Source organism: Curtobacterium sp. UNCCL20, assembly GCF_900101675.1.
Classification (GTDB): Bacteria; Actinomycetota; Actinomycetes; order Actinomycetales; family Microbacteriaceae; genus Curtobacterium.
The window spans coordinates 365,171-383,584 of the sequence record NZ_FNKG01000001.1; the positions used below are offsets into that span (position 1 = coordinate 365,171).

The 18,414-nt window shown below is 72.4% G+C and carries 18 protein-coding genes and 1 pseudogene; 5 read left to right on the top strand and 14 right to left on the bottom strand.

The features are described from left to right. Window positions 1–12: 12 nt before the first annotated feature. The 5 genes from kdpC to BLT36_RS01780 form a co-directional block, all read right to left on the bottom strand. Entirely contained in the window at window positions 13–612 is a 600-nt protein-coding gene (kdpC, locus tag BLT36_RS01760) for a potassium-transporting ATPase subunit KdpC (protein WP_092091398.1), read from the bottom strand. A 2-nt stretch (window positions 613–614) separates the two neighbouring features. Beyond that, window positions 615–2,711, bottom strand: coding sequence for a potassium-transporting ATPase subunit KdpB (gene kdpB, locus BLT36_RS01765; protein ID WP_092091400.1), 2,097 nt, complete (start codon window positions 2,709–2,711; stop codon window positions 615–617). Then, on the bottom strand, window positions 2,708–4,390 hold the full coding sequence (kdpA, locus tag BLT36_RS01770; RefSeq protein ID WP_092091401.1) for a potassium-transporting ATPase subunit KdpA: 1,683 nt from the start codon (window positions 4,388–4,390) through the stop codon (window positions 2,708–2,710). Before kdpA ends, kdpB begins: the two co-directional genes overlap by 4 nt. Beyond that, window positions 4,390–4,479: a potassium-transporting ATPase subunit F gene (locus tag BLT36_RS01775; protein WP_017887940.1), complete on the bottom strand. Its 90-nt coding sequence runs from the start codon at window positions 4,477–4,479 to the stop codon at window positions 4,390–4,392. The genes kdpA and BLT36_RS01775 overlap by 1 nt, the downstream gene beginning before the upstream one ends. 228 nt (window positions 4,480–4,707) lie before the next feature. Continuing rightward, the gene (locus BLT36_RS01780; protein ID WP_092091403.1) at window positions 4,708–5,652 is read right to left on the bottom strand and encodes a helix-turn-helix transcriptional regulator; all 945 of its coding nucleotides are present in this window, start codon (window positions 5,650–5,652) and stop codon (window positions 4,708–4,710) included. A gap of 61 nt (window positions 5,653–5,713) precedes the next feature. On the opposite strand from BLT36_RS01780, the gene BLT36_RS01785 reads away from it, so the two are divergent. Then, window positions 5,714–6,130, top strand: a complete 417-nt coding sequence (locus BLT36_RS01785) for a VOC family protein (RefSeq protein ID WP_092091405.1) — start codon at window positions 5,714–5,716, stop codon at window positions 6,128–6,130. A gap of 106 nt (window positions 6,131–6,236) precedes the next feature. Here BLT36_RS01785 and BLT36_RS01790 read toward each other — a convergent pair whose 3' ends face one another. Both BLT36_RS01790 and BLT36_RS01795 read right to left on the bottom strand, forming a co-directional pair. Then, entirely contained in the window at window positions 6,237–6,680 is a 444-nt protein-coding gene (locus BLT36_RS01790; RefSeq protein WP_092091407.1) for a hypothetical protein, read from the bottom strand. A gap of 25 nt (window positions 6,681–6,705) precedes the next feature. Beyond that, the gene (locus BLT36_RS01795) at window positions 6,706–7,515 is read right to left on the bottom strand and encodes a putative RNA methyltransferase (RefSeq protein WP_092091408.1); all 810 of its coding nucleotides are present in this window, start codon (window positions 7,513–7,515) and stop codon (window positions 6,706–6,708) included. 35 nt (window positions 7,516–7,550) lie between these two features. Here BLT36_RS01795 and BLT36_RS01800 point away from each other — a divergent pair, with 35 nt between their 5' ends. From BLT36_RS01800 to BLT36_RS01810, 4 genes are all read left to right on the top strand, one after another. Further along, the gene (locus BLT36_RS01800; protein WP_254787272.1) at window positions 7,551–8,189 is read left to right on the top strand and encodes an SDR family NAD(P)-dependent oxidoreductase; all 639 of its coding nucleotides are present in this window, start codon (window positions 7,551–7,553) and stop codon (window positions 8,187–8,189) included. After that, window positions 8,105–8,365 (top strand): SDR family oxidoreductase, encoded by a 261-nt coding sequence (locus BLT36_RS18950; protein ID WP_254787486.1) that lies wholly within the window; start codon window positions 8,105–8,107, stop codon window positions 8,363–8,365. Before BLT36_RS01800 ends, BLT36_RS18950 begins: the two co-directional genes overlap by 85 nt. Window positions 8,366–8,383: 18 nt before the next feature. Then, on the top strand, window positions 8,384–9,007 hold the full coding sequence (locus BLT36_RS01805) for a CG0192-related protein (protein ID WP_092091410.1): 624 nt from the start codon (window positions 8,384–8,386) through the stop codon (window positions 9,005–9,007). A gap of 73 nt (window positions 9,008–9,080) precedes the next feature. Continuing rightward, a complete protein-coding gene (locus BLT36_RS01810; protein WP_092094218.1) occupies window positions 9,081–10,019 on the top strand; it encodes an aldo/keto reductase in 939 nt (312 codons plus the stop codon). A gap of 135 nt (window positions 10,020–10,154) precedes the next feature. On the opposite strand, the gene BLT36_RS01815 is transcribed toward BLT36_RS01810, so the two are convergent. The 7 genes and pseudogenes from BLT36_RS01815 to BLT36_RS01845 form a co-directional block, all read right to left on the bottom strand. Further along, entirely contained in the window at window positions 10,155–10,355 is a 201-nt protein-coding gene (locus tag BLT36_RS01815) for a hypothetical protein (RefSeq protein WP_139166315.1), read from the bottom strand. Between the two features lie 64 nt (window positions 10,356–10,419). After that, window positions 10,420–10,650: a hypothetical protein gene (locus BLT36_RS01820; protein ID WP_092091413.1), complete on the bottom strand. Its 231-nt coding sequence runs from the start codon at window positions 10,648–10,650 to the stop codon at window positions 10,420–10,422. Window positions 10,651–10,684: 34 nt separating this feature from the next. Next, the gene (locus BLT36_RS01825; RefSeq protein ID WP_254787274.1) at window positions 10,685–13,885 is read right to left on the bottom strand and encodes a GH92 family glycosyl hydrolase; all 3,201 of its coding nucleotides are present in this window, start codon (window positions 13,883–13,885) and stop codon (window positions 10,685–10,687) included. Window positions 13,886–13,940: 55 nt separating this feature from the next. Beyond that, complete coding sequence (locus BLT36_RS01830) at window positions 13,941–15,569, bottom strand: serine/threonine-protein kinase (RefSeq protein WP_092091417.1); 1,629 nt, start codon at window positions 15,567–15,569, stop codon at window positions 13,941–13,943. 10 nt (window positions 15,570–15,579) lie between these two features. After that, the gene (locus BLT36_RS01835; RefSeq protein WP_092091419.1) at window positions 15,580–16,386 is read right to left on the bottom strand and encodes a phosphatase PAP2 family protein; all 807 of its coding nucleotides are present in this window, start codon (window positions 16,384–16,386) and stop codon (window positions 15,580–15,582) included. A gap of 118 nt (window positions 16,387–16,504) precedes the next feature. Beyond that, window positions 16,505–18,190, bottom strand: coding sequence for a bifunctional 3'-5' exonuclease/DNA polymerase (locus tag BLT36_RS01840; protein WP_092091421.1), 1,686 nt, complete (start codon window positions 18,188–18,190; stop codon window positions 16,505–16,507). Window positions 18,191–18,248: 58 nt separating this feature from the next. Then, window positions 18,249–18,395: pseudogene (locus tag BLT36_RS01845) on the bottom strand (YegP family protein); the annotation flags it as partial. Between the last annotated feature and the right edge of the window lie 19 nt (window positions 18,396–18,414).

The following is an 18,414-nucleotide window of genomic DNA, read 5'->3' on the forward strand; positions in this document are numbered from 1 at the left end:
GTGACCGCACGGTCAGGACGCCTTCGCGAGCGCCAGGTTCAGCTCGAGCACGTTCACCACGGGCTCGCCGAGGAACCCGAGCTGGCGCGACTCCGTGTGCTGGTCGACGAGCGCACGGACGGCGTCGGTCGACATCCCCCGCGCCGCTGCGACCCGCGCGATCTGCTGCTGCGCGTACTCCGGGCTGATGTCCGGGTCGAGCCCGGAACCCGAGGCGGTGACGGCGTCCGCCGGCACGTCGGCGGGCGACACCCCGTCGGCCTTCGCGACGGCCGCACGGCGTTCCTCGACGGCCTTTCGGAGGTCGGGGTTCGTGGGCCCGAGGTTCGAGCCGGACGACGCACCGGCGTCGTAGCCCTTCTCACCCGCGGCACTCGGCCGTGACTGGAACCACTCGTCGGCGTGCCCGCCGTCGAAGGACTGCCCGATGAGCGAGGACCCGACGACGGTGCCGTCGGACGACTCCACCATCGAGCCGTTCGCCTGGTCGTGGAACGCGGCCTGGCCGACGCCCCACACGGCGAGCGGGTACGCGATGCCGAGCACCACGGTGGCGAGCAGGGTGAGGCGGACGGCCACACCGGCGGAACGGAGGGAAGAACGAGCGGTCATGATCAGAATCCCGGGATGAGGCCGACGACGAGGTCGATGAGTTTGATGCCGATGAAGGGGACGATCACGCCGCCGAGCCCGTAGACGAGCAGGTTCCGGCCGAGGATCGACGACGCCGAGGCTGCGCGATACTTGACGCCGCGCAGCGAGAGCGGGATGAGCGCCACGATGACGAGCGCGTTGAAGACGACGGCGCTGAGGATCGCGGACGACGGACTGTGCAGCCCCATGACGTTCAGTGCGGCCAGGCCGGGGAACGCCACCTGGAACATCGCGGGGATGATCGCGAAGTACTTGGCGATGTCGTTCGCGATGGAGAAGGTCGTCAGGGCACCGCGGGTGATGAGGAGCTGCTTGCCGATCCGGACGATGTCGATGAGCTTCGTCGGGTCGGAGTCGAGGTCGACCATGTTGCCGGCTTCCTTCGCCGCGGTCGTCCCGGTGTTCATCGCGACACCGACGTCCGCCTGGGCGAGCGCCGGGGCGTCGTTCGTGCCGTCACCGGTCATCGCGACGAGGTTGCCGCCCTCCTGCTCCTTGCGGATCAGGGCGAGCTTGTCCTCCGGTGTGGCTTCGGCGAGGAAGTCGTCGACGCCGGCCTCGGCGGCGATCGCGGCGGCGGTGCGGGGGTTGTCGCCGGTGATCATCACCGTGCGGATGCCCATCGCGCGGAGCGACTCGAACCGCTCGGCGATGCCGTCCTTCACGACGTCCTTCAGGTGCACGACACCGAGCAGGGTCGCCTCGCCCGACGGCGATCGGCGGGCGACGACGAGCGGGGTCCCACCGGCGTCGGACACCTCGGCGACGGTCGCGTCGATCGCCCCGGCGACACCGGCCGAGGCGGTTCCCGCCCACGCCAGCACTGCGGCAGCGGCGCCCTTACGGACCTCGGTGCCGTCGAGCAGGTCGACGCCGGACATCCGGGTCTGGGCGGTGAACGGCACCTCGACGGCGCCGGAGGGCAGGCCGGGCGCGATGTCCGATGCGGCGGCGAGCTCGACGATCGAGCGGCCCTCCGGGGTGCCGTCGGCAGCGGAGGACAGCGCCGCCGCCTCCATCAGTGCGTCGACCGTGACCCCGGGCACCGGCACCACGTGGGACGCCCGGCGGTTGCCGTACGTGATGGTCCCGGTCTTGTCGAGCAGCAGGGTCGTGATGTCCCCGGCGGCCTCGACCGCACGGCCGGACATCGCGAGCACGTTGTGCTGCACGAGGCGGTCCATGCCGGCGATGCCGATCGCGGAGAGCAGTGCCCCGATGGTCGTCGGGATGAGGCAGACGAGGAGGGCGATGAGGACGGGCACGCTCACGGTCGCGCCGACGAGTCCCGCGATGGGCTGCATCGTCAGGCAGACGATCACGAACACGATCGACAGCGAGGCGAGCAGGATGTTCAGCGCGATCTCGTTCGGCGTCTTCTGCCGGGCCGCGCCCTCGACGAGCCGGATCATCCGGTCGATGAAGGTCTCGCCCGGGGTCGAGGTGATGCGGACGACGATCCGGTCGGACAGCACCCGGGTGCCACCGGTGACGGCGCTGCGGTCGCCGCCGGACTCGCGGATGACGGGTGCGGACTCCCCCGTCACGGCGGACTCGTCCACCGAGGCGATGCCGTCGATGACGTCACCGTCGCCCGGCACGACCTCGCCGGCCACCACCACGACGACGTCGCCCTTGGCCAGGTCGACGGACGCGATGTCCTCGGTCGCCGCCGACAGCGCGGACGGGTCAGCGGCGTCGTACCCGACGACGCGGCGTGCGCTGGTCGTCGAGCGGGTCTTCCGCAGCGTCTCGGCCTGCGCCTTGCCGCGGCCCTCGGCGACGGACTCCGCGAGGTTGGCGAAGACGACGGTGAGCCACAGCCAGACCGCGATCGCGGTGGTGAAGACGGAGGGTTCGACGACGGCGGTCGCCGTCGTCAGGGCGGCGCCGACCTCGACGATGAACATGACGGGGTTCCGCCACATGAGTCGCGGGTCGAGTTTGCGGAGTGCGCCCGGGAGGCCCGCCACGAGCTGACGGGGCCCGAATGCGGACGAGCGGGTGGCCGGCCTGGAGGCGGTGGTCGCCTCGTGCTCGGAGGTCACGGTGGTCATGACAGTCCTTCTGCGAGCGGACCCAGTGCGAGCACCGGGAAGTAGGTGAGTGCGGTGACGACGATGGCGACGCCGCCCAGCAGCACGATGAAGAGCGGACGGTGCGTGGGGAGCGTGCCGACCGTCTCGGGCACCCGGTCCTGGGTGGCGAGGGACCCGGCGAGCGCCAGGACGAACACCATCGGCAGGAACCTGCCCAGCAGCATCACGACGCCGAGCGCGGAGTTCATCCACGTGGTGTTCGCGGTGAGGCCGCCGAACGCCGAGCCGTTGTTGTTCGCGCCCGAGGTGAACGCGTACAGGAGCTCGGACAGGCCGTGGTTGCCCGGGTTGAAGAGCGAGGTGCCGAGCACCTGCTCGCGGACGCCGGGGATGAGGAGCGACAGGCCGGTGCCGAGGAGCGCCAGGGTCGGGGTGACGAGGACGTAGAGCGACGCGAAGGTCATCTCACGGGCCCGGATCTTCTTGCCGAGGTACTCCGGGGTCCGGCCGACGAGCAGACCGCCGATGAAGACGGTGATCACCGCGAGGACGAGCATCCCGTAGAGGCCCGAGCCGACACCGCCGGGCGAGATCTCGCCGAGCATCATGTTGACGAGCGCCATCATCCCGCCGATCGGGGTGAAGCTGTCGAACATCCCGTTCACGGCGCCCGTGGACGTCGCGGTCGAGGTGGTGCCGAAGAGCGTCGTGCTGAGGATGCCGAACCGGACCTCCTTGCCCTCCATCGCGGCTCCGGCGGCCTGGGTCGCACTGCCCCCGGCACCGAGTTCGGCGATGGACATCACCGACAGGGACACGAGGAAGATCGCACCCATCACGGCGAGGATCGCGTAGCCCTGACGGTCGTCGTCGACGAGCCGGCCGAAGGTGCGCGGGAGCGAGAACGGGATCACCAGCATGAGGAAGACCTCGAGGAGGTTCGTCCACGCCTGCGGGTTCTCGAACGGGTGCGCCGAGTTGACGTTGAAGTACCCGCCGCCGTTCGTCCCGAGCTCCTTGATCGCCTCCTGCGAGGCGACGAACCCGTCCGGGATGTGCTGCGTCCCGCCGGCCAGGGTCGCGACGTCGGTGCCGCCACCCCACGACTGGATGACGCCGCCGGCGATGAGGACGATGGCGAACACGAACGCGCCGGGCAGCAGCAGGCGGCCGGTCGCGCGGACGACGTCCACCCAGACGTTGCCGAGCGTGCCGGTACGACGGCGGGCGAACCCGCGGACGAGTGCGACGGCGACCGCGAGGCCGACCGCGGCGGACAGGAAGTTCTGCACCGCCAGGCCCGCCATCTGCACGGAGTAGCCGAGGGTGACCTCGGGCGAGTAGGACTGCCAGTTCGTGTTCGTGACGAACGACGCCGCGGTGTTGAACGCGAGCGACGGTCCGACCGCGGGGAGCCCGAGGTCACCGGGCAGCACGACCTGGATCCGCTGGAGCAGGTAGACGAGCAGGAGCCCGACGATGCTGAACAGCAGCACGCCGCGGAGGTACGCGGGCCACGACTGCTCAGCGTCGGGGTCGACGCCGATGAGCCGGTACACGCCGCGCTCCACACGGTTGTGCTTCGTGGGCGTGAAGACGCGCGCCATCCAGTCGCCGACCGGGCGGTAGGCGACGACGAGGAGCAGGACGACGGTGGCGATCTGGACGATGCCGGCCCAGGTGTCTGCGGCGCCCATCAGAAGCGCTCAGGACGCACGAGCGCCCAGACGAGGTACACGACTGCTGCGATGCCGAGGACGGCGGCCGCGATGGTGATGCCGATCACAGCCGTTCCACCCCCTTGGCGATGAGTGCCAGCACGCCGAACACGGCGAGGACACCGGCGACGACGAAGACGTCGAACACGAGGGACTCCAGGAGATCTGCGGTGTCCGCGCCGGGCGACGCGGACCGACACCACGTGTGGTGCCGAACTGATGGTGGATCCTCATCCGCGCCTCCAGGCCGGTCCTAACGGTTCCCTGACGCCGCCGTGCCCGACGCATGCGCCCCGCTAACGCGCGCCCGCTCCCCGCAGCCGATCGGCCAGGGCGAGGGTCGCGTGCCGGAGCTCGTCGGGCTCCGTGACCGTGAAGTCCACCGCGAACCCGGCGAGCGTCGCGGCGAGCCCGGTCCACGACCAGGAGCCGAGCGTGACGCGGCACCGGCCGTCTCCGAGGTCGTCGACCTCGGCGTCCTCGGGCAGGTACGGCGCCACCGAGCCCGCCGACGTCCGGAGCACCGCCGTCCCGACGCACGGCCACACGTCGTCGCGCGCCGAGCCCTTGAACCGCGCCGACAGGAACGCTGCCGGGTCCCCGCCCGGGATCGGCCGCGGGGCGAAGCCGACCCGGGTGCGCATCCGCGGGGTGATCCGGTCGATCCGGTGGGTACGCCAGTCCTCGCGGTCGAGGTCCCAGTCGAGCAGGTACCAGCGGCCGTTCCGGGCGACGACGGCGTGCGGCTCGACCCGGCGCAGCCGCTCGTCCTCGCCGTACCCGAAGCGGAGGACCTCGTGCAGGTGGACCGCCTCGGTGACCGCCACCAGCACGTCCGGGTCGGTGCGGGTGCGCCCTGCCACGGTGACGGCCTCGACCGCGTCGATCCGCGAGCGGAGCCGCGCGGGCATCACCTGCCGCACCGTGGCGAGGGCTCGTGCCGCCGACTCGGCGACGTCCGCGCCGGACGCCGGTGCGACCGCGAGCGCCAGGGCGATCGCGACCGCCTGGTCGTCGTCGAAGAGCAGCGGCGGCAGGTCGGACCCCGCCTCGAGCCGGTACCCGCCGGCCGGTCCGCGCAGCGACTCGACCCGGTAGCCGAGCTCCCGGAGTCGGTCGACGTCCCGGCGGACCGTGCGGGGACTGACGTCGAGTCGCCCGGCGAGCTCGTCGCCCGGCCAGTCCCGGTGCACCTGCAGCAGCGAGAGCAGCGTCAGCATGCGTGAGGACGGTCCGGCCATGTCGACCAGTATCCGCGGAGAAGCGGACACGATCTGACCCATCACCGTCGATGCTCGTCCCATGAGCATCGAAACGACCACACACCTCAACTTCGACGGACAGGCCCGCGCCGCCCTCGACTTCTACGCCGCCGTCTTCGGCGGGGACGTCGCCGCCGTGACGTACGGACAGATGGGCGCCTCGGACGACCCGGCCTGGGCTGACCGGGTCGTCTTCGGACAGGTGACCACGACCGCCGGGCTCCGGGTCATGGCGTTCGACGTCTGGCCCGGGCAGCCGTACGACCAGGGCACGAACGCCTTCTACGTCTTCGTGCACGGGGACGACGCAGCCGAGATCGAGCGCTACTGGGCGGCACTGTCCGAGGGAGCCGAGGTCCGGCAGCCGCTCGGCCCGTCGGCGTGGGCCCCGCTCGCCGGCCAGCTGCGGGACCGCTTCGGGGTCATCTGGGCGCTCGACGTCGCACCGACCGAGTAGGACTCCGGTGCGGCTCGAGGGTGTTCCCCGGGCCGCACTCTCGGGGTGCGGCGCTTTCCGAGCCACTTCCCCACGCAATCCGCGGTCCCACACCGCCCGGCGGCGGTCAGCGACCGGTGACTGACGCGGCGCGGGTGACGGTCAGGTTCCCGAAGGGCCCCGCACAGCTCGCGTCGCCCGGGCAGGAGGAGTAATCCCAGTTCGCGATCGAGAGCATCCCGTCGCCGGGCTGCATCTCAGCCGGGAGGGGAACGGACACCGACCACGAGCCGTCGAACCGCTCATCGGAGTGTGCGCGGTCCTCGTGGCGGTGCCCCTCGCTGTCGCTCACCTCGATCCGCCACCCGCCACCGGGCACATCCACGTCGCACTCGTCCGTCGTGGAGAACGTCACGGTCTCGCCGGCCCGAGCGGTGTCCGGCGTCACCGTGAACCGCGGGACGCAGCCGGCCCGGCCGTACTCCGGCGATGCGGAGCACCCCGTCAGCGCGGTGCTCACGGCGACCGTCAGCACGACGGCGGCGATGCGCTGCGAGCGTGTGCGGGCCACGGGGCCATCATGCCGTGAGGACGACTCAGGAGCGAGCCCACGCACTGATCGTGACCGCAGCCGTCACGGCGGCGGGCAGGAACACGGCGTCCGCGGCGACGTGGTGGTGGCTCGGCCCCATGTGCACCACGTCGTGCACGTCCTCGGCGGAGAGGTCCATCGTCCAGGTCAGGTCATCCGACGACCGCTGCACGAACGACGGCGTCAGGGAGTCGCGGAGCCGCCGTTCCTTCTCGGGGTCGACGCTGATGGTCGCCTCGGCCAGCTCCGCCAGGTGACCGGTCCGCGGCGTCACCACGACGAGGACGCCGTCCGGGTGCAGCACGCGGGCGTACTCCGACTGGTTGCGCGGGGCGAAGACGTCGAGCAGGACCGCGGCGGCGCCGTCGACGACCGGGAGGCGCTCGGTCACGTCCCCCACGACAGCCCCGGCACGCTCGTGGACGCGAGCCGCCCGCCGGATCGCGACGGCCGACAGGTCCAACGCGACCCCGCGCCTCCCGGCAGCCGCGCGCAGCGCATGCGCGAGGTAGGTCCCCGGGCCCGAACCGACGTCGAGGACGATGCCGGGGGCCGTCGCCTCGGCGACGACGGCGGCGAGCGCCCGCTCGACGGGCGCGTAGTGTCCGCGACCGAGGAACCGGATGCGGGCGTCGACCATCTCCGGCGTGTCCGCCGTCAGTGCCCGACGCTTCGCCGGCAGCAGCGTCAGGTGTCCCTGCTTCGCCTCGTCGAAGCGGTGACCGTTCGCGCAGCCGACCTGACCGGGGTCGACGCGGCCGAGGGGCTCGGCGCAGACGGGGCAGGCGAGCACGGGGAGCAGGTCGTCGCGCACGGGACCAGCGTACGGGCCGTCAGTAGCCTGACCGGATGTCGCTGCAACAGCTCTTCGGACTCGACGGACGCACCGCACTGGTCACGGGCGGCAGCTCCGGCATCGGCCGGGCGGTCGCCGTCGCGCTCGCCGATGCCGGCGCGCACGTCGTGATCGCCGCCCGCACCGTCGCGCCGATCGACGACACGGTCGCCACCATCCGAGGAGCCGGAGGATCGGCAGACGGCATCGTGGCGGACCTCTCCACGCGCGCCGGTGCACACGGACTGGCAGACGCCGTCGGAGCGGTCGACGTCCTCGTGCACTCCGCCGGGATCAACCTGCGTCCGCCGATGCCGGACCTCGACGAGGCCACCTGGGACGCCACGATGGCCGTGAACCTCGACGCACCGTTCGTCCTCGGACAGCGGCTCGCCCCCGGCATGGCCGAGCGCGGGTACGGCCGCATCATCGCGATCAGCTCGCAGCAGGCCCACCGCCCCTTCGCGGCCAGCGGCGCCTACGGGGTCTCCAAGGCGGGCCGGGGCCCCGCCGCCGGTTCCGGACCGACGCGCCAGCGGCGGGTCGGCCGTGCCGGTGGGGAGAGGCGCTGGCCCGGTCCCAAGCGGAAGCCTGGTCGCCGCAGGGGGTCACCTCCAACGTCCTCGTCCCCGGTTTCGTGCCGACCCCGCTGAACCGGCGGCTCAGTGCCGACCCCGCGACGGTGTCCGCGCTCTCCGCGCGGACACTCGTGGGCCGGAACGGCCTCGTGACCGACTTCGCCGCCGCAGCCGTCTTCCTCGCGGGTCCCGGCTCGGCGTACGTGACCGGGCAGGCGATCGCGGTGGACGGCGGGTTCTCCGTGCACTGACCCGGGTACGGTCGGCGCATGGCCGTCATCCACCACGCCGAACTCCGCCCGTCGAAACACGAAGCGCTCGCGGCCTGGCTGCCGTCCCAGCAGTGGAGCGGCGTCTCCGCCGGCGACCCGCTCGAGATCGCCGGGAAGTTCCGCTTCGACGACCCCGCGGGCGAGGTCGGCGTCGAGACGCTCCTCGTGCGACGGCCGGACGGACGCATCCTGCACGCTCCCCTCACGTACCGCGGTGCGCCGCTGCCCGGTGCGGAGGCGTTCCTCGTCACCGAGATGGACCACTCCGTGCTCGGCCGCCGCTGGGTGTACGACGCGGTCGGCGACCCGGTCTACGCCGACGTCCTGCGCCGCGCGATCGTCACCGGCGGGCACGAGGCCGCACTCGAACGCGCGGACGGGTCCGGCACCTGGCAGGGCGAGGGCGCAGCGGTGGGCAGCGGATCCGCGGCCGACTCCCCCACGATCAGCGCCGTCTCGGTCCGCTCGGACGGCACCCGGTCACTTGTCGGCACCGACTGCGGGACGCTCTCGGTGCTCCGCGTGGTGGGGTCGGACCTCGGGACGCCGTACCCCTCGGGCGAGACGCTGACGGGTCGCTGGGACGGCGGCTCCGCCGTGCTCGCGGTCCTGCGCACCTGAGTCGTCGCCGTCCGCGCTCACGGGTACGGGCAGGGCCTGCCTGTCCACGCTCGCCGGTGGCAGGATCATGGGCGTGAAGACACTGGAGTTGCCACAGACGGACCTCACCGCCTCCGACGTCATCGTCGGCCTGATGCGGATCAACGACATGAGCGACGAGGACATCCGCTCGCTCTACAGCGCCTCGCGGGACGCGGGCGTGACCATGTTCGACCACGCCGCGGTCTACGGCGAGTGGCACGGCTGCGAGGAGCGGTTCGGGTCAGCCCTCGCCCTCTCGTCCGCCGAGCGCGCCGAGATCGTGCTGCAGACGAAGGTCGGCATCCGGCCCACGCCGTACGGCGCGTACTTCGACTTCTCGTACGAGCACATCCTCGAGTCGGTCGAGGAGTCGCTGACCGCGCTCCGCACCGACTACATCGACGTGCTGCTCCTGCACCGCCCCGACGCCCTGGTCGAGCCGGAAGAGGTCGCGAAGGCCTTCGACGAGCTCCACGCCGCCGGCAAGGTGCACCACTTCGGCGTCTCGAACCACACCCCGGGTCAGGTCGAGCTCCTCAAGAAGCACGTCACCCGCCCGCTCGCCTTCAACCAGGTGCAGCTGAGCATCACCCACGCGAACGTCATCGCGCAGGGCGTCTCGGCGAACATGGGCGGCCTCGACCAGTCGATCGACCGCGACAACGACATCCTCAACTACTCGCGTCTGAACGACGTGACGCTGCAGGCCTGGTCGCCGTTCCAGAAGGGCTTCTTCGACGGCGTGTTCCTGGGCGACCGGGAGCAGTACGCCGAGCTCAACGACCTCCTCGACGAGATCGCCGCAGCACACGGTGTCACCCCGACCGGGATCGCCGTCGCGTGGATCACCCGGCACCCCGCGCACTTCCAGGTCGTCCTCGGCACGACGAACCCGCAGCGTGTGCGGGACTCGGCCGCGGGCTCCGACGTGGAGCTCTCCCGCGAGGAGTGGTACCGGATCTTCACCGCCGCGGGGCACACCGTTCCCTGACTCCGTGCGGCAGCCGCACTGGCGGTCGCCCTTCGCGCAACTGAAGTCACCTCGAACCGTGCAATCCCGCGGTTCGGGGTGACTTTCGTCGTACGGAGCCGACGCGTGGTCGTAGCGCTCGCGCCGCCGGTGAGGTCAGTCGGCGGACGTCGGGGTCCTCGGCACGCCGACGTCCACCGGGGACACCGCTGCGGGATCGGCGGACGCGCCACCGACCACGTCGAACGAGATCCCGAGCATCGCCGGGTCCTCGTCGAGCTCGAGGCCGTCCCCCTTCACCTGGTCCTCGGGGATGGCTCGGCCACCGGACGGGTCCCACGAGTTCGCGATCGACATGCGGTCGAGCATGCCCGGTCCGGTTGGGGATCCCCCAAGAACCGCCCGTGTGCGCGCGATGCGGTCAGAGGTCGTCCGGGTGCAGACGGTCGCCGGCCTGCGGACGGCGGAACACCGGGCCACCGCCGGCTTCGTCCTCGTCGTGGTGGTTGACCGGCGAGACGCTCGGGTCGCCGGAGTCCTCGCCGACGTCGGCGCCGCGGTCCTCCTCGATCTGCAGTTCGTCCTCGTCGGAGCCGTCGACGGGGACGGATCGGCCGGGCTGTTCGGGATCGAAGGGTGCGCTCATCGACATGGGCCGAGCTTGCTCCGCCCGGGTGAACACCGGGTCAACGCTGTCCGTCCGCCGCGATGAGTTCGAGCTGGGTGAGCGCCAGGTCGGACACCGCGGTGAGGGTGAACGTCGTGCCGGTCGCCTGCAGCCGGAAGACCCGGGTCTGACCGGCCCAGTCGAACACGGCGTCCTGCACGGCGACGCGGGTGCCCCCCAGCGAGACCTCCCACGAGAGGACGCCGGGCGAGGCCGCGGTCACCGTGTACAGCGAGGACTCGACGGTCGGCACGTCGAAGGACACGGAGGTGCCGGCTCCGAGTGTCGTCACGGTCCGGCCGTCGTCGTCGGTGAGCGACGTCGTCGGGGGCAGGACGTCGACGGGGGTGTCCCGGTAGCCGTGCACCTCGGACGCGGACACCGGCCGGGTCTCGGACGCCCAACCGAGCGGTGTCGGCGACAGCGTGAACTCGATGCGTGACGCCGCGACGACCACCGCGTGCGGGATGGTGACCGATTCCCACGGCTCGCCGTCGACCGTCACCGACGCGACGTAGGCGCCTGCGGAACCGTCAGCGACCTCGATGACGGTCGCCGCGCCTCCAGGCTGCTGCAGGACCGTCCGCCGGACCGACGGCGGCACGAGGACGTAGGTGCCGGTCGACGGCGCCAAGGGGTACAGGCCGATGGTCGCGAAGACGTACCAGGCGCTCATCTCACCGTTGTCCTCGTCGCCCGGGTACCCCTGGCCGAGGTCGGAGCCGACGAACAACCGCTCGAGGCACTCGCGGACGATGCGGTGCGCGTCGTCGTGGCGCCCGGTGAACATCGGGAAGAACGGGATGTGGTGGGCGGGCTGGTTGGACAGGCCGAGCATGCCCATCCGGACGTCGCGGGCCTCGGTCATCTCGTGGATCGGGAAGCCGTAGGAACCCGAGCGCGTGGTCGCGCCCGTCTCCGGGGTCGCGAAGAACGCGTCGAGTGCGGCGTCGAACCGGTCCGGCCCGCCGTGCAGGTCGACCACGCCGGCGCCGTCGTGCGGTGCGGTGAACGCGGTTCCCCAGGCGTTCGTCTCGGTGTAGTCGTCGCCCCAGTCGCGCGGGTCGAACTCGGTGCCGATCCGCCACGAGCCGTCGGGGTCGCGTCCGATGAAGAAGCCGCGTTCCGGGTCGAAGACGTTCCGGTACTGCAGGGAGCGGCGCGAGAACCACTCCGCCTCGGCTTCGTAGCGGGCCAGGTCGGCGGGTGTCCGGGCACGTGACGCGAGCAGGCTCGCCATCACCGCGAGCCCCCAGTCGTTGATCGCCGCGTCGAGGGTCCAGGACATCCCCTCGTGGGTCGCGGTGTCGACGTGGCCGCGGAAGGCGCCCGGGAGGCTCCCCTTCCGTCCGACGCGCTCGTCCCGCGGCGGGACGGTCGCGTTGCGCAGCGCGCTCCGGTACGCCTCCGGCAGGTCGAAGCCGGTGACGCCCTTCGCGGCGAGGTCGGCGAAGACGGTGTCGCTCGTGGTGCCGGTCATGCAGTCCTCGGCGCCGGGAGCACTCCACCGGGGCGTCCACCCGCCGTCGTGGTGGTGCTCGACGAAGCCCTGCGCGAGTTCGCCCGCCGTCTCCGGGGTGAGGAGCGCGAGGAGCGGCCAGGCGGTCCGGTAGGTGTCCCAGAACCCGTTCGTCGTGGTGAAGGGGCCCTCGACGATCTCCGGGCCGGGCTCGTCACGGATGGGTTCGGCCTGCACGGAACCGTACGGGGAGCGGTGGCGGGGCACGCCGGTGCGCGCGGTCTCGCCAGCGCGGTTCGGGTAGAGGAACAGCCGGTACAGGCCGGAGTACAGGGAGGTCAGCTGGTCGGGGGTGGCGCCCTCGAAGGACAGCGTGGCGAGCTTCGCGGTCCACTGCTCCTCGGCGCGGGCGCGCATGGTGTCGAACGTCCCGGCGGCGTCGAGGTTCGCGCGGGCGTCTGCGGGCGAGACGGTGGAGATGCCGAGGAGGACGTCGGTGGCGGCCGTGCCTGCGTCTGCGTCTGCGTCTGCGCCCGCCTCGACCGTGACCCATCCGCGGAGGAGGCCGTCGTCGAACGTGGTGTGGTCCTCGGTCGCGCCGGGGATCCGGACGTGCACGAAGTGCGGCGGCGTCCCCGGGCGGTCGTCGAGCTCCACGTCGACCAGGGCGGTGCCGTCGACGATCGACACCGAGGCGTCGAGCACCCGGCCGTGGTGGTCCAGCACGATGCTGCGGGCTCCGGTGAACCGGAAGCCGAGGGCGAACTCCCCCGCGGTCATCTCCGCTGTGACGCCCTGGTCGAGGTCGACCCGGTAGCGGTGCGGCCCGTCGAGCTCGTGGTCGTGGTCGAACCCGAGCGCACGGGCCTGACGGTCGACGTCCGGCTCGGCGATCGGGGACGGCATCACCTGGAACACACCGCGGTCCCCCATCCACGGGGACGGGATGTGGCTCGTCGCGAAGGCCTGGATCGCCGGGCGGTGGTCGGTCGCGCGGTGGTGCTCCTGGTACGCGTACGGCCAGCGGTTGCTCGAGGCGTCCGTCATCGGGAGACCGAACACGCCGCCGTGGGGCAGGCCGACCAGCGGGGCGTTGTTGCCGCGCGAGAAACGGGACGACGCCTGCGTGCCACGGGTCGTCCGGACGTGCCCGAGCGGTGTGGCGGGCGTCGGGGGTGCGGCCTCGATGCGGACGTCGTCGAGCCAGCCGCGGAGTGCCGGGCGCTCCCCGTCGTCACGCTCGCCGTCGGTGGTCGGGCGTGCACCGTCGGCTGCCGGCACCGGCGGGGTGGAGCCGAGCCGTGCCTCCAGGCGGTCGACGACCCGACCCGCGAACGGCGTGAGGTCGACGGCTCGGCGGTTCCACTGGTCGACCCACTGCTTGCGGGCTGCGTCCTGCGCTGCCGGGGTGAGGAGGTCGCCGTACTGGTCTCGTGCATCACCGACGCCGTCGCGGTCGCTCAGGCGGGAGCCGTCGCTGAAGACGACGTCGAGGGCGAACGCGGTGGCGTCCCAGAAGTGCGGCAGGTCGGCCTCGGACGGCTCGGTTGCGCCCTCGGGCAACGTCCGTTCGGGGAACCACACCCAGGAGAGCAGCTGCCCCGGCTCGACGGTCCGTCCGCTCCAGCCGGGGACGATCGCGGTTTCCATGCCGGCGCCCGCGGGTCGCTCGACGAGGAACGCCTCAGCCGACCCGAACCCGGCACCGTTCCGCGCCGCCACAGCCGTCGTCGGGCCACCGCTCCGTTGCAGTTCTCGCACGGACCAAGCCTATTTGGTCCAGCGTCTGGACGAAGCCCTTCGGCGTGTCCGGCTGTCAGGGCTTGTTGTGCCCCGGCGCGTTCTCGGAGTTGCCCGGACCGCTGTCCTGCGCGGCGTCGGCTGCCGCACCCGTGTCACTCTGCGGGTTCTCCACCGGGTTCGTGACCGGGGTGCTCGGTTCTGGACCGACCGAGGGGTCCTCGGCCGGTTCGCTCGGCTGCTGCTCGGGCTCGCTCGGCTGCTGCTCCGGTTCGCTCGGCTGCTGCTCGGGCTCGCTCGGCTGCTGCTGCGGCTGACTCGGCTGCTGAGCCGGTTCGCTCGGCTCCTGTTCCGGCTCGCTCGGCTGCTGCTGGTCCGTCGAGGTCGAGGGCGAGCTCGAGTCCGTGGGGGCCGGCGTGCCGTCGTTCCCCTTCAGGGCGAACAGGGCCACCGCGATGCCGATGAGGATCAGGACGATGACGACCACCGCGGCGATGATCGGGCCGCGGCGACGCTTCTCCGGCTCGTCCGCCAGGGGCGTGGGCGCAGCGACGGGGCCGCGCGGGCCGCCGTTGCCGGCGTTCCCTGCGTTGCCGGCGGTGCTGGTGGGTCCGCGCTGCGCGCCGAGGACCGTGGTCGCGACGTCGTCGGAGGCGTTCGGCTGCTGGGCGCCGAGGACACGGGTCGCGTCGTCCGCGGGGTTCTGGCGCGGCATCGCCCGGGTCGCCGGCAGCGCCTGCGTCGCTTCGGGCGCCTGCATGGCCTGCGTTGCTTCGTCGGCGGACGCTGCGCGCGCGGCAGCGGCGGCTGCACCGAGACCTGCCGCAGCTCCTGCTGCTCCTGCTGCCACGGGCGTCACCGTGCCGGGCCCCGCCGGCAGGAGCTGCGTCGCCGTCGAGACCTCGTCGTGTCCCAGCGCACGGAGTCGCTGGGCGGCCTCCTCGGCCGTGGGGCGCTCCGCCGGGTCCTGGGCCGTCATCACGTGGAGCAGCGTGCGCCAGGCGGTGGGCAGGTGCTGGTCGATCTCCGGACCGCGGGTGAGACGCGCGGTCGCGGACTCCACGGCGCTGCCGGGGAACGGGCGGCGGCCGGTCAGGCACTCCAGCAGCACCAGGCCGAGGGCGTACACGTCCGCCTTGCCGCTGATGCCCTGCGCGAGCACCTGCTCCGGGGCCAGGTACGCGGCGGTCCCCATGACCGTGCCGGTCCCGGTGACCCGGGCCGAGTCACGGAGCAGGGCGATCCCGAAGTCCGCGAGCTTCACGTGCGAACCATCCGACTCGAGCAGGACGTTCGCCGGCTTCACGTCGCGGTGGACGATCCCCCGCTCGTGGACCGCTGCGAGTCCCTCGGCGACCTGCGCGCCGACGCGGGCCGTCGTCGTCGGGTCGAGCGGCCCCTCATGCAGCCGCGTCGCCAGGTCACTGCCCGGCACGAGCTCCATCACCAGGTACGAGTCCCCGTCGACGTCGTCGAGCGCGGCGTCGTACAGCGTCACCAGGGCAGGGCTCCGCAGCGCCGCGAGCGTCTGGATCTCAGCCTCGGCCCGGGCTCGCTCACCGTGGTCGACCGGCCCGATGCGGAACACCTTGACGGCGACCTCACGCCCGAGCTGCTCGTCGACCGCGCGGTACACCGAGGCCATGCCACCGTGCCCGAGCGTGCCGGTGACGCGGTACCGACCGCCGAAGACCCGTTCTTCCATGCCGGGAAACCTACCGGGACGACCTGACGGGTCTCGCACCCCGGCGGAGCGCCGTCAGGTACAACCGGTGCGCCGTGATCACCAGCGCCAGCCACGCCAGCCCGAGCGCCCACGCCGCCAGCACGTCCGTCAGCCAGTGGTGCCCGAGGAACACACGGGACGCCCCCACCGACAGGACGAACAGGGTGCCCACGGTGATCGTCCACACCCGGGTCGCGGTGCGGGACTGCCGGAGGATCAGCAGGTACACGATCGTGCCGACGATCACGGTGGCGTTGAGGGTGTGGCCGGACGGGAACGACGGCGAGTGCTCGTACGGCGGCACGGCATCGGAGAGCGGCGGCCGCGCCCGACCGATGAGGTCCTTGCCCGCGACCGTCATGAGCAGCGACCCGGCGCTCGCCGACACGAGGAGCACGAGGGGTGTCCACGCCCGCCGTTGGATGGTGAACCCGACCAGGAAGCCGAGCGCGACGATGGGCATCCCGATGGTGCCCGCGATGTCGGTCCACCACGTGACGACGGTGTCGAGGGTGGGTGACCGGAGCGTCAGCATCCAGGTGAGCACCGGCCGGTCGAGCGCGGCGACGTCGTCGGACTCCCGCACGGCGTCGTACACCTCGGACGCGACCCAGGTGGCGGTGGCGGCCACGCCGATGCCGATCAGCAGGGTGACGACGAGGAGCGGCAGCGCACCCCAGCGGTGCCCGGCGCGCGCCCACTGCTCGGCGCCGGCTCGACCGGCGCGTGTGCGCCAGGTGGTCAGGTCGACGTCACCGACACGGCGGTCGGGTTCCTCGGAGTGTTCCGGTTGCATCGGACCAGCCTGCCCGAGGACTGATGTGCGTGGCGGATGCGTGAGCGGCAAGTGCCCCGCGGGCGCCTGCGCGAGCGGGCGGGTGCCCCGCGGGCGCCTGCGCGTCCGGTTCGCGCCGTCAGTCCTTCGCCGACCCGTAGTCGTCGACGATCGAGACCGACAGCGGGAACACCACCGGGAAGTCCCGGAAGAGCAGACGCCCGGCATCGGCGGCCGCGGCCCGTACCTGCTCGGCCACCCACTCGGCGTGCTCGGCCGGGGTGTGCACCACGATCTCGTCGTGCACGAAGAACACCAGGTGCGGGCCGTCCGTCACCCGGCCCGGGAACCGCCCCGCCAGCCGCGACCGCAGCGACCCCATCCACGCCAACGCCCACTCGGCCGCGGTCCCCTGCACGATGAAGTTCCGGGTGAACCGCCCCCAGCTCCGGGCGCGGGACTCCACCGCCCGCTGCATCGCCGGGGTCCCCTCGACGGTGTACGCCTGGTTGCGCGCCTCGAACCAGGAGGCGTCCGGAACCGGCGACGTCCGGCCGAGCAGCGTCGTCACCGGTTCGCCGCGCTCCCCCGCCCGTGCCGCGCGCTCGACCAGCCCGAGCGCGTCCGGGAACGCCCGCGCCAGCCGCGGCACGAGCCTGCCGCCCTCGCCCTGGGTCGCCCCGTACATCGCCCCGAGCATGGCGCCCTTCGCCTGCTGCCGCGTCTCGACCGCCCCGGAGGCCACGACCCCGTCGTACAGGTCCCGCCCGTCGCCCGCGGTCGCCATCGCCCGGTCGCCGGCCATCGCCGCGAGGACCCGGGGCTCCAGCTGCGCCGCGTCCGCCACGACGAACCGCCACCCGTCGTCTGCCACCACCGCGGGCCGCACGAGCTTCGGCAGCTGCATCGCTCCCCCGCCGTCCGCCGCCCAGCGCCCGGTCACGACCCCGCCGACCAGGTACTTCGGGTGGAACCGTCCGTCCTGCACCCACTCGTCGAGCCAGGTCCAGCCGTTCGCCGTCAGCAGCCGGGCGAGTCGCTTGTACTCGAGGAGCGGCTCGATCACGGGGTGCTCGATCTCCTGCAGCTCCCACTTCCGCGTGCTGGTCACCATGAGCCCGGCCCGGCGCAGCGACTTCAGGACGTCGGCGGGCGAATCCGGGTTCAGCGCCGGGTCCCCGAGGCGCTCCCGGACGACGACGGCGATCTCCTCAAGCCGCCGGGGCCGCACACCGTACGGCACGCGCGGGCCGAGCGCGTCCTCGAGCAACCGCTCGTGCACGTCCGCGCGCCACGGCAGACCAGCGTGGAACATCTCCGCAGCGACGAGTGCACCGGCGGACTCGGCGGTGAGCAGCAGGCGGAGTGCGCTCGGTGCGCTCGATCCGGCCACTGCGTCGAGCTGCGCGCGGAGTTCCGTGACCGGGTCCAGCGTGTCGTCCGGAGGGGCGACCTGGAACAGCGCGTCGTCGAAGAGCTGCGCCTGCGTCGGACGGGTGACCCGGGCCTCCTGGGCAGGGACGTCCCATGCGTCAGCGGGAGCCGCAGCGAGTGCGGAACCACGCGCGGACAGGGCGGACCGCAGGATGCGGCGGCAGAGCCGGAGGTCGATGCAGCGCCCGACCCGGCCGCCGGCCGCCAGCACGGGCGGGTACCAGCGCGCGGTGTCGTCCCAGACCCAGCGCACGTCCGGTGCGTCCCGCGACGCGATGAAGGCCTGGAGGCGCGGCTCGTCCACCCGGATCGGCTCGCCGTCCGGGGTCCCCGCGTCGGTCAGGGGCGTCGCGAGGACGCCGCCGTCGACGCGGCGGAGGACGAGGTGCACGGAACGATCATGCCGTGCCCCACCGTCAGTCGAGTTCGACGGTCTCCGCGGTCGGCGCGTTGCTCTGGACGGAGGCGATGCCGTTCTTCGCTCCGGCCTTGCTCGCGTACCCCTCGGAGGTGGCGATGACTTCGCCGTTGCCCGCCTTCAGGTGGAAGCGGTACTCCCCCTTGGCGTCGGTCCAGATCTCGAACTTCCCGGCCATGTCGACTCCTCGCGCCGAT

Excerpts from the sequence above, each read along its gene's own strand:
- kdpC (WP_092091398.1), bottom strand. The coding sequence starts at position 612 with ATGACCGCTCGTTCTTCCCTCCGTTCCGCCGGTGTGGCCGTCCGCCTC.
- kdpB (WP_092091400.1), bottom strand. The coding sequence starts at position 2,711 with ATGACCACCGTGACCTCCGAGCACGAGGCGACCACCGCCTCCAGGCCG.
- kdpA (WP_092091401.1), bottom strand. The coding sequence starts at position 4,390 with ATGGGCGCCGCAGACACCTGGGCCGGCATCGTCCAGATCGCCACCGTC.
- BLT36_RS01780 (WP_092091403.1), bottom strand. The coding sequence starts at position 5,652 with ATGGCCGGACCGTCCTCACGCATGCTGACGCTGCTCTCGCTGCTGCAG.
- BLT36_RS01785 (WP_092091405.1), top strand. The coding sequence starts at position 5,714 with ATGAGCATCGAAACGACCACACACCTCAACTTCGACGGACAGGCCCGC.
- BLT36_RS01800 (WP_254787272.1), top strand. The coding sequence starts at position 7,551 with ATGTCGCTGCAACAGCTCTTCGGACTCGACGGACGCACCGCACTGGTC.
- BLT36_RS01805 (WP_092091410.1), top strand. The coding sequence starts at position 8,384 with ATGGCCGTCATCCACCACGCCGAACTCCGCCCGTCGAAACACGAAGCG.
- BLT36_RS01815 (WP_139166315.1), bottom strand. The coding sequence starts at position 10,355 with ATGTCGATCGCGAACTCGTGGGACCCGTCCGGTGGCCGAGCCATCCCC.
- BLT36_RS01820 (WP_092091413.1), bottom strand. The coding sequence starts at position 10,650 with ATGTCGATGAGCGCACCCTTCGATCCCGAACAGCCCGGCCGATCCGTC.
- BLT36_RS01830 (WP_092091417.1), bottom strand. The coding sequence starts at position 15,569 with ATGGAAGAACGGGTCTTCGGCGGTCGGTACCGCGTCACCGGCACGCTC.
- BLT36_RS01835 (WP_092091419.1), bottom strand. The coding sequence starts at position 16,386 with ATGCAACCGGAACACTCCGAGGAACCCGACCGCCGTGTCGGTGACGTC.